Here is a 13452-nt window from a genome sequence, read left to right as displayed (position 1 = left end):
CACCGCGCCGGGCGGTTTTTCGCGCTCTCTTCCCGAATATCCACCGAATCCGCTGAATACCCCCGAACCCTTTGATCCGTAGCCGGACAGGCCTCGGATTGGTCCGGAAAAAGATTTCATCCGATCGCGCGACGCACCAAGCCGCCGCTTATGCGGAATCGGATTCCCCACGTGACGGACGACAAGAAGGAAGCACGCGACCTCCGCTACCGGACACGGCCGGTGGCCGGTGCGGCGAGCGGTCTCGTGGCCGGTTTCGCGGCGCTCGCCGTGGCCGAGCTGGTGTCGGCGGCCGTGCGTCCGCAGGCCGGGCCCGTCATCGCGGTGGGGGGTGCGGCGATCGACCGTACGCCCACCGCCGTGAAGGACTGGGCGATCCGGAATTTCGGCACCAACGACAAACTGGTCCTGGAACTCGGAATTCTCGCCGTGCTGGCGCTTTTCGCGCTGGTACTGGGAATGGTCGCCCTGCGGTTCCGGCGCACGGGCGCGGCCGGTGTTCTGCTGTTCGGGGCGGTCGGCGCGGCGGCGGCACTCAGCAGGCCCGATTCCAGCGGTCCGGGGGACGCCCTGCCCTCCCTGGTGGGCGCGTGCGCCGGTGCCGCGGTGCTGTATCTCCTCGCGGGCCTGTCGGCGCCGCGGGGCGTGCGGGCCGGCGCACCGGCCGGTCCGGGCGATACCGGCGGTCCGGGCGATACCGGCGGTCCGGGCGATACCGGCGGGACGGGCTGGGACCGCCGCCGGTTCGTGATCGCGGCGTCGGCCGCCGCCGCCGCGTCCGCCGGGGCCGGTGCCCTGGGCCGGGGCCTGAACGGGGCGCGCGGGCGGGGCGCGGTCGCTTCCCGCGACCGGCTGGTCCTGCCGATGCCCGCGTCACCGGCGCCCGCCGTCCCCGAGGGGGCCGGGCTGCGGCTGCCCGGGGTCGGTCCCTTCCTCACCCCGAACGGGTCCTTCTACCGGGTCGACACCGCGCTGGTGGTGCCGAAGGTGGACGCCACGACCTGGGAACTGCGCATCCACGGCAAGGGGGTGCGCCGCCCGCGCACGCTGTCCTTCGACGACCTGCTGCGGCGCGAGCCGATCGAGCGGGACATCACGCTGACCTGTGTCTCGAACGAGGTCGGCGGGTCCTACGTCGGTACCGCCCGCTGGATCGGCGTGCGGCTGGCCGACCTGCTGGCCGAGTGCGGGGTCGTACCGCCGTCGAAGGGCGGCCCGGCCGACCAGCTGGTGGCCCGCTCGGTCGACGGCATGACCCTCGGCACCCCCGTCGAGGACGTCATGGACGGCCGGGACGCACTGCTCGCGATCGGGATGAACGGCCAGCCGCTGCCCTTCGCGCACGGCTTCCCGGTCCGCATGGTCGTGCCCGGCCTCTACGGGTTCGTGTCCGCCTGCAAGTGGATCGAGGACATCGAACTGACCACGTTCGACTCCTACGACCCCTACTGGGTCAAGCGCGGCTGGGCGCGGCGGGCGCCGGTCAAGACGCAGTCGCGCATCGACACCCCCAGGCCCTTCGCCCGCCCGAAGGCCGGCCCGGTCACGGTCGCCGGGGTGGCCTGGGCCCAGCACCGCGGCATCGACAAGGTCGAGGTGCGGGTCGACGACGGCCCTTGGCAGGAGGCCCGCCTCGCCGCCGAGGACAGCCGTGACACCTGGCGTCAGTGGTCCTTCCCCTGGGAGGCCACCCGGGGCGGTCACACCCTGACCGTCCGCGCCACCGACCGCACCGGCCGGGTGCAGACCGAGAAACGCACCCGGACCGTCCCCGACGGCGCGAGCGGATGGCACTCCGTGGTCGTGACCGTCGACTGATCCCCCTTCCCTGACCAACTGTCAGCCCCTACCCAACTGTCAACAAGGAGAAAGAACATGACCACTCGTATCCGCCGTACCGCCGCCACCCTGGCCGCCGCGGCCGTCCTGCCGCTCGCCCTGAGCGCCTGCTCCGACAGCGGCAGCGATTCCGCCGGGTCGGACGGCTCGTCGTCGAAGGCGTCCGCGTCCGCTCCGGCCGCCGACGGGAGCGTGTCCGGTTCCGACGGCACCGCCACCGCGGACGAGCCCTTCGGTCCGGCCTGCTCGTCGGTGCCCACGTCGGGTGCGGGCTCCTTCGACGGCATGGCCCAGGACCCGGTCGCCACCGCCGCCTCCAACAACCCGGCCCTGTCCACGCTCGTGGCCGCGGTGAAGAAGGCCGGACTGGTCGACACCCTCAACAACGCCCAGAACATCACCGTGTTCGCGCCGACCAACGACGCCTTCGCCAAGATCCCGAAGGCCACGCTGGACAAGGTCCTGAACGACAAGGCCCAGCTGACGAAGATCCTCACCTACCACGTCGTCGGCCGGCAGCTCACGCCCAAGGACCTGGAGAACGGCTCCTTCGACACCTTGGAGAAGTCGAAGCTGACCACCTCCGGCTCCGGTGAGTCCTACACCGTCAACGACTCCGCCAAGGTGGTCTGCGGCAACGTGAAGACCGCCAACGCCACCGTCTACATCATCGACACGGTGCTCATGCCGAGCGCCTGACGCCGAAAGGCTCAGAGCAGCGGTCCGTCCCCCGGCCCGTAGCACTCCGCCGGCAGCGGGTCGGGGCGGGTGGCCGGGTCGAGGAAGTGGGCGACGACCGCGGCGGCGGTGCGGTGCCACAAGCGGTGGCGCCGCACCATCGCGTGGTCGCCGCCGCGGATCGTCGCCATCGCCGCACGGGCGGCCGTGCCCCGGGCCCGCCGCACGCAGTCGGCCGATTCGACGGGTGAGGTGACACGGTCGTGTTCGCCGTGGAGTACGACGACATGACGGCCCGCCAGCTGCCGCACGGGCTCCCCCGCCGGCCACCACGGCGCCAGCGCCAGCACCGCGCACACCTGCGGGTGACCGGCGGCGTGCAGCGCGGCCCTGGCCCCCATGGAGTGGCCGACCAGCACCGTGGGCACCGGCCCCGCCAGTTCGGCGAGCCGGTTCAGCGCGTCGAGGGTGTCCGGTACGGGGTCGGCCCGGTCGTTGTTCCAGCCGCGCAGCCGGTAGCGCACCCGGGCGAGGGCGACGTCCCCGTGGGGCAGCGCGGCCTCGATGGCCCGGTGGAAGGGGCGCATGCGCAGCGCCGCCGGGTGCCAGGGGCGGGACGGGGTGAGGCCGGCCTCCCGTCCGCCGTGGAGCAACAGCACCGCGGCCCGGGGCCGGGCCGGGAGGAGGTGGGGCACCAGAGGACTGCCGGGCGCGATCAGTGAGGCCTCCTGGTCATTTCCGTTCCGCCGCACAGTGACGCTCCTTGCTCCGACGGTCGACAAGGGGGCGGCGGGTCGCCGCCGCCCCCCTCTCCCCCAGTTCACCGCGACTTGGGCGGACGGGGGAAGAAGCCACTCGTACGGGCCACGTACGCGCCGTAGCCCGGGCGGTCGCGCAGGTGACGTTCCAGCAGGCGTTTCCCGCTGCCCTTCGTCAGCAGCAGGCTCATCACCACGGGGGAGACGAGGGACACGGCCGCCGCCGCGAGCTCGTCGCAGGTCAGCAGGTACAGGCCCCACCAGACGCAGAAGTCGCCGAAGTAGTTGGGGTGCCGCGTCCACGCCCACAGGCCCCGGTCCATGATCCGGCCCCGGTGGGCGGGATCCGCCTTGAACCGGGCGAGCTGGGCGTCGCCGACCGCCTCGAAGCACAACCCCACCGCCCACAGCGCCGTACCGGCGAGGGCGAGCGGGGACAGGGCGCCGGGCACGTACTGCGCGGCCTGGACCGGCAGGGACACCAGCCACACCAGGCCGCCCTGAAGCAAGTAGACCCACCGCAGGGCGTACGCGTTCCGGCTGCCGCGAGCCTTGGCCAGCATCGCCTCGTAGCGCGGGTCCTCGCCGTGGCCGCGGCCGCGCCGGGCGATGTGCACGGCCAGCCGCAGACCCCACACGGCGGTCAGGACGGTGACCAGGGTCCGGCGGGCCGGGTCGCCGTGCCCGGCGGAGGCGGCGAAGGTGACGACGGCGACGGCCGTGAAGGCGGCGCCCCAGGCGATGTCCACGATCCGGTGCACGCCCACCCGGACGGCCACCGCGAACGTGCCGAGCATGACGGCGAGCGCCGCGGCGGCGGCGAGGGCGAGGTTGAGGGCGAAGGCGCCCCACGGGAAGCCGTTCACGGCTGCACCGGCCCCTCGTACCGCGGGCGGCTGCTCGGAGTTGTGCGGCTGCCGCCCGCCTTGGTGAGCAGGTACTGGTGGACGTCGAGATAGCCGGAGCGGAACCCGGCCTCGGAGTAGGCGAGGTAGAAGGTCCACAGGCGGCGGAAGGTCTCGTCGAAGCCCAGCGCCTCCACCTCGGCGGTCCGCTCGGTGAACCGCTCCCGCCACAGCCGCAGCGTCTCGGCGTAGTGCGCGCCGTACGCGTCACGACGGACGACGGTCAGCGCGGTGTGGTCGCGGGCGCACTCCTCGACGGCCCGCGTGGACGGGATCTGCCCGCCGGGGAAGACGTACTTGTGGATCCAGGTGAAGCCGCCCCGGGTGGCCAGCATCCGCTCGTGCGGCATGGTGATGGCCTGGAGCGCCGCCCGGCCGCCGGGGGCCAGCCGCTCGTCCAGGGCGCGGAAGTACACCGGCCAGAACTCGGCGCCGACCGCCTCGATCATCTCCACGCTGACGACCGCGTCGTACTCCCCGCGGGCCTCGCGGTAGTCGCACAGCTCGATCGAGACGCGGTCGGTGAGGCCCGCCGCGCGCACCCGTTCCCGCGCGAGGGCCTGCTGTTCGCGGGAGAGGGTGAGCGAGGTGACCCGGGCGCCGCGTGCCGCCGCGCGCAGGGCCAGTTCGCCCCAGCCGGTGCCGATCTCCAGCAGCCGGGTGCCCTCGCCCACGGCGGCCAGGTCCAGCAGCCGGTCGATCTTGCGGTGCTGGGCCGCCGCGAGCAGGTCCCAGCTCGCCGGGAAGCCCCGGAAGAGGGCGGCGGAGTAGGTGAGGGTGTCGTCGAGGAACAGGGCGAACAGGTCGTTGGACAGGTCGTAGTGACGGCCGATGTTGGCGCGGGAACCGTCCGGGGTGTTGCGCTCGCCCTCCGGCTGCCGCAGCGCCCACAGTCCGCGCAGGCGTTGCAGCGGGGCCGGGACGAGGTCGGCCGCGTGGGCGGCGAGCACGGTCAGCACGCCCACCAGGTCGGGGGCGTCCCACTCGCGTGCCATGTACGACTCGCCGAAGCCGACCAGGCCCTGTGCGCCGACCCGGGTGTGGAAGGCCTTCGCGTCGCGCACGTCCAGCAGCGGGCCGCCCCGGCCGAGGGTGGGCCCGTCGGCGAACCTGGCCCGCAACGGCAGTCCCCGCAGCGCCCGGCGGACGACGGCCTCGGTCACCGCGACGCGGGGCCACGAGACACGCGGGACGTGTGCGACGTCCGGCCAGCGGCCGGGGTCGACGGCGACGGCGGGCCACTGGGGGACCGTGCGGGGTTGTGCTGCTCTCATGTGGCGTTCTCCGGTGTGCGGTGGTCGTCGGGGCGCGGCTGGACGGGCAGCCCCCGCAGGTAGAGGCGTATGCCGTGGACGCGGATGGCGGCGGAGGCGAGGAGCGGGGACCAGGGGTGACGCAGCGCCAGCCGCAGCAGCGCCGCGCCGCTGACCGTTCGCCGGGTGCCGCGCACCGTCGCGGTCAGGGCCCGGCCGCCCTCGCGGTCCAGGTGCACGGTCAGGTCGAGGCGGTGGTCCGGCGGCGGGACGCGCATGCGGTAGCCGCCGTCGACCGGGAAGAACGGCGAGACGTAGAAGCGCTTGTCGGCGCGGGCGGTCCCGGCCGCGTCCGGGCGCAGCAGGTAGCAGTGCCGACCGCCGTAGGTGTTGTGGACCTCGGCGACCACACAGCGCAGGCGGCCGTCGGGGCCGTGGCACCAGTAGAGGGTGAGCGGGTTGAAGACGTACCCGAACACCCGGGCCTGGGTCAGCATCAGCACCCGGCCGCCGTCCAGGCCGACGCCGTGCCCGGCGAGAAAGGCGTCGAGCCCGGCGCGGACGGAGGACTGGTCGCCGGTGAAGTGATCCCGTGGATCGAACCGCGCGAGCGAACGCAGCGGACGGGGCAGCCGGGGCGGCCGGTCGGGGTCGATGAGCCACAGATAGGTGCGGTGTCGCAGCGCGTAGCGCCGGGGGGTGGTGCGCACGTGGGTGATCGTGCACGGGTACAGCGCGGGTACCGGGCTGGTGGGTACGGCGGATGCGGGGGCGGTGTTCACCACGGCACCCCCAGGGCCGCGGCCGCCTCGGCGCCGGAGCGGCAGCCGTCCTCGTGGAACCCCCAGCCGTGGTAGGCGCCCGCGAACGCGCAGACGGGGGTGTTCAGTTCGGGCAGTCGTCGCTGGGCGGCCACCGACTCCGGGGTGTAGACGGGGTGTTCGTACACCATCCGGGCCAGCACCCGCCCGGGGTCGACGCGGTCGTCGCCGCCCAGGGTGACCACGTACGTCTCGGCGGCGTCGAGGCGTTGCAGCCGGTTCATGTCGTAGCTGACCCGCACCCGGTCGGCGCCCGCCTCGCACGCCGGCATCAGGTAGTTCCACGAGGCCCGGGCCCCGCGGGCGCGCGGCAGCAGGGTGGTGTCGGTGTGCAGGAGCGTGGAGTTGCGGGAGTAGCGGAAGACGCCGAGGACCTCCTTCTCCTGCGGGGTGGCGTCGGCGAGCAGCCGCAGCGCCTGGTCGGGGTGGACCGCGATCACCACGGAGTCGTAGGACGCGGTCGTCCCGTCGTCGGCCGTCACCTCCGCCCCGTCGGCGTGGCGGCGCACGGCCCGTACGGGGGTGCCGGTGCGGATCTCGGGGAGGCGTGCGGCGATCCGGTCGACGTACGTGCGCGAGCCGCCGCGTACGGTGCGCCACACCGGTGAGCCGCCGACCGACAGCAGGCCGTGGTGCTCCAGGAACCGGAACAGGTAGGCCGCCGGGTAGCGCTGCGCGGTCGCGGCGTCGCAGGACCACACGGCCGACACGAGCGGGGTCGTGAAGTGGGCGCGGAAGTAGGCGGAGAAGCCGTGCCGGTCGAGGAACCCGCCCAGGGTCAGGGTCTCGTCGCCGCCCTCGGCCAGCAGTCGCCGGGCCGCCCGGTGGAAGGCCGGTACCTCCGACAGGAGCCGCAGATAGGGGCCGCGCAGCAGGTTGCGGGGCTGCGCGAACAGCCCGGCCGGGCCGCGGGCGCCGGCGTACTCCAGCCCGCACCCCTCGCACCGCACGGACATGCTCATCTCCGACTCCTGCGTGGCGACGCCGAGTTCGTCGAACAGTCGCAGCAGGTGCGGGTAGGTGCGCCGGTTGTGGACGATGAACCCGGAGTCGACGCGGCGCACCCGTCCGTCGTGCGCCGAGGTCAGCTCGTGGGTGTGGGCGTGTCCGCCGAGCCGGTCGTCCGCCTCGTAGAGGGTGACGTGGTGGGTGCGGGCCAGGAGATGGGCGGCGGTCAGTCCCGCCACCCCGGCGCCCAGCACGGCGGTGCGCCGCCGCACCCCGCTCGCCCTCTCCGGCGCAGGCGACACCGTCGGGGATGTACGCGTCATCTCTGTCCTCCGCGAGCCGTGATCAGGGCTGTCACCTGTGATCCGGAGCCGGTCGGGGGATGGATTGGCCCGACCGGCGGTCATCGCGGTACCTCGCTCCGGACAGGCGCGGGTGCTGTCCTGCCCTGCCGGTTGTCCGTGAACCTCCCCGGAATTGTCCGTGATCGGTAACGGACGGATCCCGGGGCCGCCGTTGCCCGTCCTGCCATGCGAAGGTCGGGCGAGCAACTGCGGGGAACTGCGGGGGAATGGGGCGGACATGGCGCGGCACGGTGCTGGGCGGGGCTGGTACGGCAAGGTCGTCGGGGCGGCGCTCGGCGTGACGATCCTGGCCACCGGCGCGTCCATGTGGACCGCGCAGGCCGGTGCCGTCGGCTCCTCACCGAAGGCGAGCGCGCCCGCGAAGCCGGCCGTGAAGCCCGTGGACGTGACCATCGTGCACGCCTCCGACAAGGGGCCGCGCGGCGTCAACATCACCATCGACGACGGGCCCGACCCGGAGTGGACCCCGCAGGTGCTGGACGTGCTCGCGCAGTACGGGGTGAAGGCCACGTTCTGCATGGTGGGGACGCAGGCGCAGGCCCACCCCGACCTGGTGAAGAAGGTCGTGGCGGCCGGGCACCGGCTGTGCGACCACTCGGTGTCGCACGACACCACCATGGACAAGAAGTCCCAGGCCTACCAGTCCCAGCAGATCCTCGACGCCGAACGCATGATCACCGAGGCGTCCGGCGGCGTACGCCCCATGTACTACCGCGCCCCCGGCGGCGCGTTCACCCCGTACAGCCGCAAGCTCGCCGCCTCCCACGGCATGCGCCCCCTCGGCTGGAACGTGGACACCAAGGACTTCGAACGCCCCGGCACGGCGGCCATCGTCACCACGGTCCAGCAGGAGATCGCCAACGGCCCGACCCTCCTCTTCCACGACGCCGGCGGCGACCGCTCCCAGACCGTGGCGGCCCTGCGTCAGGTGCTGCCCTGGCTGAAGGAGCAGGGGTACAGCTTCGGTTTTCCGGTGCGCTGAACCCCTTACGGAGTCATGACGTACCCGCGCGCTCCCCTGGCCGTGCGCCGGTGCGGACCTAGCGTGGCGGTATGCGTGTACTGGTCACCGGCGGTGCCGGGTTCATCGGGTCCCAGGTTGTCGCGGCGCTGAGCGCGCGCGGGCACGAGGCGGTTGTGTACGACGTCCGGGACGATCCGGGTGCCGATGTGCGGGACGCCGAAGGCGTCCGGCGGGCGTTGCGCGGGGTCGACGCCGTCTGTCATCAGGCCGCCATGGTGGGGCTCGGCAACGGGGTCGCCGATGCCGCGGACTACGTCTCCCACAACGACCTCGGTACCGCCGTACTGGTCGCCGCCATGGCGGAGGCGGGGGTGCGGCGGCTGGTGCTGGCCGGGTCGATGGTCGTGTACGGGGAGGGGCGGTACGAGTGTGTGCGGCACGGGGTGGTGCGGCCCGGGCCGCGGGCCGTCGAGGATCTTGACGCGGGGCGGTTCGAGCCGCCCTGTCCCGTGTGCGGGGCCGACCTCGTGCCCGGGCTCGTCGGTGAGGACGCGCCCGTAGATCCGCGGAACGTGTACGCCACCACGAAGCTCGCGCAGGAGCATCTGGCTGCCGCGTGGGCCCGTTGTACCGGTGGTTCGGCGGTGGCGTTGCGCTATCACAACGTGTACGGGCCGGGGATGCCGCGCGATACGCCGTACGCCGGGGTCGCCTCCTTCTTCCGGTCCGCGCTCGCCCGCGGTGAGGCGCCTCGGGTGTTCGAGGACGGGCGGCAGCGGCGGGACTTCGTGCATGTGCGGGACGTGGCCTCGGCCAACCTCGCCGCCCTGGAAACCGGTTCGGTCCCCGGCACGCTCGTCTCCTACAACACCGGCAGCGGGGAGCCGCACACCGTGGGGGAGATGGCCCGCGCGCTCGCCGACGCCTACGGCGGGCCCGCGCCGGTCGTCACCGGGGAGTACCGGCTGGGGGACGTACGGCACATCACCGCCGACTCGGCGCGGCTGCGCGGCGAGTTGGGGTGGAAGGCCGAGGTCGGCTTCGAGGAGGGCATGGCGGAGTTCGCGCGGGCCGGCATGCGGGACGTACAGGGATAGGCCCAAGGACCGGTGGTGCTGCCCGTGTTCAGGAAGCGGCGACGGGCAGCACCACCTCGAAACGGCAGCCGCCGGGAATGTTTTGTACCGTCGCCCGGCCCTGGTGGGCCTCCACGATCCCCCGGACGATCGCCAGGCCCAGGCCCGCCCCCGCCGGAGGGGTGCGGGCGTGGCTGCCGCGCCAGCCGGTGTCGAAGACGCGGGGCAGGTCCTCCTCGGGGATTCCGCCGCAGCCGTCCGTGACCGACAGGACCACGGCCCCGTCGGCGGCGCGCTCGGCGGCCACCGCGACCGTGCCGTCGGCCGGGGTCCGGCGGATGGCGTTGACCAGGAGGTTTCCGAGGACCCGGCTCATCTCCTTGCCGTCCACCTCCACCGGCACCGGCTCGATGCGGTCGCCCACCAGCCGTACGCCCAGCTCCCGGGCCAGCGGGTCGGCGCCCGCGAGGGCGTCGCCGACCAGGTCGTAGAGGGAGATCCGGGCGTACGACAGCGGCAGCGTGCCCGCGTGGATGCGGGAGAGCTCGAAGAGGTCGCCGACCATGTCGTTGAGGCGTTCGACCTCGGTGCGGATCTGGCGGAGGTAGCGGCCGGGGTCGGCGGCGACGCCGTCCTCCAGCGCCTCCGACATCGCGCGCAGTCCGGCCAGCGGGGTGCGCAGGTCGTGCGAGATCCAGGCGACCAGTTCACGCCGGGAGGTCTCCAACGCCCGTTCACGCTCCCGGGATTCGGCCAGGCGAGCGCTGGTGGCGGCCAATTCGCGGCTCAGCGACTCCAGTTCGGCCGTCGCCGGGACGGAGGGTGCGGCGAAGCTGCCGCCGTCCCCGAAGGAGCGGGCCGCGACCGCGAGTTCACGGCTGCGGGCGACGACCCAGCGGCCCAGCAGGAACGCGGTGGCGAGGGAGACCACGGCCGCCATCGCCACGACCGTCGTGACCACGGTCAGGTCGTGCGGGGACAGGAACATCGCCCAGGCGACGGCGAGGGTCCCGGCCAGCATCGCCACCACGCCGACGGCCGCCACCACCGCCATGGACACGGTCAGCGAGCGGTGCCGGACCACCCGCAGCACGACGGCGCCGGCCAGCCCGGTGCCCGCGGCGCCGAGGAAGGCGTACAGGGCGATGAGGAGGGTGTCGTTCACGAGGCCTCCTCGGTGCCCGTGGGGTCGAAGCGGTAGCCCACGCCCCACACCGTCTGGATCAGCCGGGGGCGGGCCGGGTCGTCCTCGATCTTGCCGCGCAGGCGGCGGACGTGGACGGTGACGGTCGACAGGTCGCCGAAGTCCCAGCCCCACACCTCCCGCATCAGGTCCTCGCGGGCGAACGCCCGCCCCGGGTTCCGCAGGAAGAAGGCGAGGAGGTCGAACTCGCGGAGGGTGAGGGCGAGTTCGGTGTCGTTCTTGGTCGCCCGGCGGGCCTCGGGGTCCACGGCGAGACCGGCCGCGCCCAGCCGCTGCCCCGAGGGCGCGGGCCTGCTGCGGCGCAGCACCGACTCGACCCTGAGCACCAGCTCACGGGGGCTGAAGGGCTTGGTGACGTAGTCGTCGGCGCCGACCTCCAGGCCCAGGATGCGGTCGTCCTCGTCGCCCCGGGCGGTGAGCATGATGACCGGGACCGGGCCGTGACCGCGCATCCGGCGGCACACCTCCAGGCCGTCCATGCCGGGCAGCATCAGGTCCAGGACGACCAGGTCGGGCCGGTGGGCGGCGGCGCGGGCGAGGGCCGTGGGCCCGTCGTCTGCCCGGTCGACCACGTATCCCGCGCGGTCCAGGTACCCGGCGACGACCTCGGCGACGGTGGGATCGTCGTCCACGACGAGGATCCGGGAGGGACCGCCGTCCACATTCGGCTGCTGCTGCATACCTCCAGCCTGGCACCGGGCACCCTCCGATGCCGTACTCGAGCGGGGCCTGGCCGCCGACGTCCGCGTTTCGTAAGGAGCAGGAGTCCGGTATGACCGATTCGCGTTCGTAGGGTGAAACCGTGACGACGACATTTTCCGACGTCGACGTGGTGCTGCCCTGCCTGGACGAGGCCGAGGCCCTGCCCTGGGTGCTGAGCCGGATTCCGGCGGGCTGGCGCGCCCTCGTCGTCGACAACGGTTCCACCGACGGTTCCGCCGACCTCGCCCGCAGTCTCGGCGCGACCGTCGTGCACGAGCCGCGCCGCGGCTTCGGCGCCGCCTGCCACGCCGGCCTGACCGCCGCCACCGCCGAGGTGGTCTGCTTCTGCGACTGCGACGCCTCCCTCGACCCCGGGCTCCTCATCCCCTTCGTCCGCGAAGTCCAGGAGAAGGAGGCCGACTTGGTCCTCGGCCGGCGCCGCCCCCAGGCCCGCGGCGCCTGGCCCGCCCACGCCCGCGCCGGCAACCTCGCCCTCGCCCGCATGCTGCGCCGCCGCACCGGCCTGCGCCTGCACGACCTCGGCCCCCTGCGCGCCGCCCGCCGCGAGCAGCTGCTCGCCCTCGACCTCACGGACCGGCGCAGCGGCTACCCCCTCCAGATGGTCGTCCGCGCGGCCGACGCCGGCTGGCGGATCACCGAGCACGACGTGCCCTACCTGCCGCGCACCGGCGCCTCGAAGGTGACGGGCACCTGGCGCGGCACCTGGCAGGCGGTACGCGACATGAGCCGCGTGCTCGGCGAGGCTCCGACCGCGGGGAGGGCCGTACGGTGACCACGCTGCTCGTCATCGCCAAGGAACCGGTGCCGGGCCGGGTGAAGACCCGGCTGACCCCACCGTTCACCCCCGAGGAGGCGGCCGCCCTCGCGGAGGCGTCCCTCGCGGACACCCTGGACACCGTGGCGGCGACCCCGGCCGACCGCAGGGTCCTGGTCCTCGCCGGCGAGCCCGGCCCCTGGCTGCCGCCCGGCTTCGAGGTCGTACGCCAGTGCGCGGGCGGCCTGGACGAACGGCTGGCGGCCGCCTTCGCCCACTGCACGGGCCCGGCCCTGCTGATCGGCATGGACACCCCACAGGTGACGCCGGAACTGCTGACGGTGGACTTCGCGGATTGCGACGCCTATTTCGGTCCGGCGGAGGACGGGGGTTTCTGGGCACTGGGATTGGCGGCCCCCGATCCGAGGCTGCTCCTGGGGGTGCCGATGTCGACGCCGGTGACGGGGGCGGTGCAGCGGGAGCGGCTGGTGGCGGCGGGGTTGCGGGTACGGGAGCTGCCGAGGCTGCGGGATGTGGATACGGCTGAGGATGCGGGGGTGGTGGCGGCTTTGGTCCCTGGCGGACGGTTCGCTTCAACACTCGCCAGGTACAAGGCTTTTAGGGGCGCGGGGAACTGCGCTACCAGCCCCCACCGGCCCGCGGCCAAACGATGACCACAGCCTGGGCCACAGCAGACCCCTACGCAAAAGCCCTCCGCACCGGCCAAGGCCCCCTCTTCCTCCGCCGCACGGACGGCTGGCTCCTGCCCCTGGAAGTGGAACGCTGGTGCGCCCGCGCCGACGAGGTGGACCGCCAGGTCCTGGACCACTGCGAAGGCACCGTCCTGGACGTCGGCTGCGGCCCGGGCCGCCTCGTCGCCGAACTCGCCGCACAAGCCCGCGCAGCACTCGGCATCGACGTCAGCGAGGCCGCCGTGGCCCACACCATCCGCCTGGGCGGTCAGGCCCTGCACCGCTCGGTCTTCGACCCCCTCCCCGGCGAGGCCCGCTGGGACACGGTGCTCCTCATGGACGGCAACGTGGGCATCGGCGGCGACCCCAGCGCCCTGCTCGACCGGGTGGCCCAACTCCTCAAGCCCCAAGGCCTGTTGATCGCCGAAACGGCACCGGTGGACGTCGACGAACGCGTCCACGTCCACCTCAC

Annotated in this window: 13 protein-coding genes and 1 pseudogene; 7 read left to right on the top strand and 7 right to left on the bottom strand. The window is 73.5% G+C overall.

Features of this window, described 5'->3' with window-relative positions:
* The first annotated feature begins 150 nt into the window (after positions 1 to 150).
* Both EJC51_RS25840 and EJC51_RS25835 read left to right on the top strand, forming a co-directional pair.
* Positions 151 to 1818, top strand: a complete 1668-nt coding sequence (locus EJC51_RS25840) for a molybdopterin-dependent oxidoreductase (RefSeq protein WP_126273267.1) — start codon at positions 151 to 153, stop codon at positions 1816 to 1818.
* Between the two features lie 57 nt (positions 1819 to 1875).
* Positions 1876 to 2538, top strand: a complete 663-nt coding sequence (locus EJC51_RS25835; RefSeq protein WP_126273266.1) for a fasciclin domain-containing protein — start codon at positions 1876 to 1878, stop codon at positions 2536 to 2538.
* A gap of 11 nt (positions 2539 to 2549) precedes the next feature.
* On the opposite strand, the gene EJC51_RS25830 is transcribed toward EJC51_RS25835, so the two are convergent.
* The 5 genes from EJC51_RS25830 to EJC51_RS25810 all read right to left on the bottom strand — a co-directional run bounded on the left by EJC51_RS25830 (position 2550) and on the right by EJC51_RS25810 (position 7525).
* Complete coding sequence (locus tag EJC51_RS25830) at positions 2550 to 3269, bottom strand: alpha/beta family hydrolase (RefSeq protein ID WP_341870666.1); 720 nt, start codon at positions 3267 to 3269, stop codon at positions 2550 to 2552.
* 68 nt (positions 3270 to 3337) lie between these two features.
* Positions 3338 to 4141, bottom strand: a complete 804-nt coding sequence (locus EJC51_RS25825; protein WP_126273265.1) for a DUF1295 domain-containing protein — start codon at positions 4139 to 4141, stop codon at positions 3338 to 3340.
* Entirely contained in the window at positions 4138 to 5454 is a 1317-nt protein-coding gene (locus tag EJC51_RS25820; RefSeq protein WP_126273264.1) for a class I SAM-dependent methyltransferase, read from the bottom strand. Before EJC51_RS25820 ends, EJC51_RS25825 begins: the two co-directional genes overlap by 4 nt.
* Positions 5451 to 6152, bottom strand: coding sequence for a DUF1365 domain-containing protein (locus tag EJC51_RS25815; RefSeq protein WP_244363449.1), 702 nt, complete (start codon positions 6150 to 6152; stop codon positions 5451 to 5453). The genes EJC51_RS25820 and EJC51_RS25815 overlap by 4 nt, the downstream gene beginning before the upstream one ends.
* A gap of 59 nt (positions 6153 to 6211) precedes the next feature.
* On the bottom strand, positions 6212 to 7525 hold the full coding sequence (locus EJC51_RS25810; RefSeq protein ID WP_126273262.1) for an NAD(P)/FAD-dependent oxidoreductase: 1314 nt from the start codon (positions 7523 to 7525) through the stop codon (positions 6212 to 6214).
* A 259-nt stretch (positions 7526 to 7784) separates the two neighbouring features.
* Between EJC51_RS25810 and EJC51_RS25805 the strand changes: the two genes are divergently transcribed.
* Together EJC51_RS25805 and EJC51_RS25800 are read left to right on the top strand one after the other, a co-directional pair.
* Positions 7785 to 8549, top strand: a complete 765-nt coding sequence (locus EJC51_RS25805; protein WP_126273261.1) for a polysaccharide deacetylase family protein — start codon at positions 7785 to 7787, stop codon at positions 8547 to 8549.
* Between the two features lie 71 nt (positions 8550 to 8620).
* A complete protein-coding gene (locus EJC51_RS25800) occupies positions 8621 to 9628 on the top strand; it encodes an NAD-dependent epimerase/dehydratase family protein (RefSeq protein WP_126273260.1) in 1008 nt (335 codons plus the stop codon).
* Positions 9629 to 9656: 28 nt separating this feature from the next.
* Here EJC51_RS25800 and EJC51_RS25795 read toward each other — a convergent pair whose 3' ends face one another.
* Positions 9657 to 10772 (bottom strand): sensor histidine kinase, encoded by a 1116-nt coding sequence (locus tag EJC51_RS25795; protein WP_126273259.1) that lies wholly within the window; start codon positions 10770 to 10772, stop codon positions 9657 to 9659.
* Positions 10769 to 11491, bottom strand: coding sequence for a response regulator transcription factor (locus EJC51_RS25790; RefSeq protein WP_126273258.1), 723 nt, complete (start codon positions 11489 to 11491; stop codon positions 10769 to 10771). The genes EJC51_RS25795 and EJC51_RS25790 overlap by 4 nt, the downstream gene beginning before the upstream one ends.
* A 122-nt stretch (positions 11492 to 11613) precedes the next feature.
* Here EJC51_RS25790 and EJC51_RS25785 point away from each other — a divergent pair, with 122 nt between their 5' ends.
* The 3 genes and pseudogenes from EJC51_RS25785 to EJC51_RS49615 all read left to right on the top strand — a co-directional run.
* Positions 11614 to 12306, top strand: a complete 693-nt coding sequence (locus EJC51_RS25785) for a glycosyltransferase family 2 protein (RefSeq protein WP_126273257.1) — start codon at positions 11614 to 11616, stop codon at positions 12304 to 12306.
* Positions 12303 to 12962: a TIGR04282 family arsenosugar biosynthesis glycosyltransferase gene (locus tag EJC51_RS25780; RefSeq protein WP_126273256.1), complete on the top strand. Its 660-nt coding sequence runs from the start codon at positions 12303 to 12305 to the stop codon at positions 12960 to 12962. The genes EJC51_RS25785 and EJC51_RS25780 overlap by 4 nt, the downstream gene beginning before the upstream one ends.
* A pseudogene (locus EJC51_RS49615) lies at positions 12959 to 13417 on the top strand (class I SAM-dependent methyltransferase); the annotation flags it as partial. The gene EJC51_RS25780 and the pseudogene EJC51_RS49615, both read left to right, overlap by 4 nt.
* Between the last annotated feature and the right edge of the window lie 35 nt (positions 13418 to 13452).

Source organism: Streptomyces aquilus, assembly GCF_003955715.1.
GTDB lineage: Bacteria > Actinomycetota > Actinomycetes > Streptomycetales > Streptomycetaceae > Streptomyces > Streptomyces aquilus.
The sequence above is the reverse complement of the archived record's forward strand: the minus strand, read 5'-3'. Positions and strand labels throughout refer to the sequence as shown.

Excerpts from the sequence above, each read along its gene's own strand:
- EJC51_RS25800 (WP_126273260.1), top strand. The coding sequence starts at position 8,621 with ATGCGTGTACTGGTCACCGGCGGTGCCGGGTTCATCGGGTCCCAGGTT.
- EJC51_RS25840 (WP_126273267.1), top strand. The coding sequence starts at position 151 with ATGCGGAATCGGATTCCCCACGTGACGGACGACAAGAAGGAAGCACGC.
- EJC51_RS25790 (WP_126273258.1), bottom strand. The coding sequence starts at position 11,491 with ATGCAGCAGCAGCCGAATGTGGACGGCGGTCCCTCCCGGATCCTCGTC.
- EJC51_RS25810 (WP_126273262.1), bottom strand. The coding sequence starts at position 7,525 with ATGACGCGTACATCCCCGACGGTGTCGCCTGCGCCGGAGAGGGCGAGC.
- EJC51_RS25835 (WP_126273266.1), top strand. The coding sequence starts at position 1,876 with ATGACCACTCGTATCCGCCGTACCGCCGCCACCCTGGCCGCCGCGGCC.
- EJC51_RS25805 (WP_126273261.1), top strand. The coding sequence starts at position 7,785 with ATGGCGCGGCACGGTGCTGGGCGGGGCTGGTACGGCAAGGTCGTCGGG.
- EJC51_RS25820 (WP_126273264.1), bottom strand. The coding sequence starts at position 5,454 with ATGAGAGCAGCACAACCCCGCACGGTCCCCCAGTGGCCCGCCGTCGCC.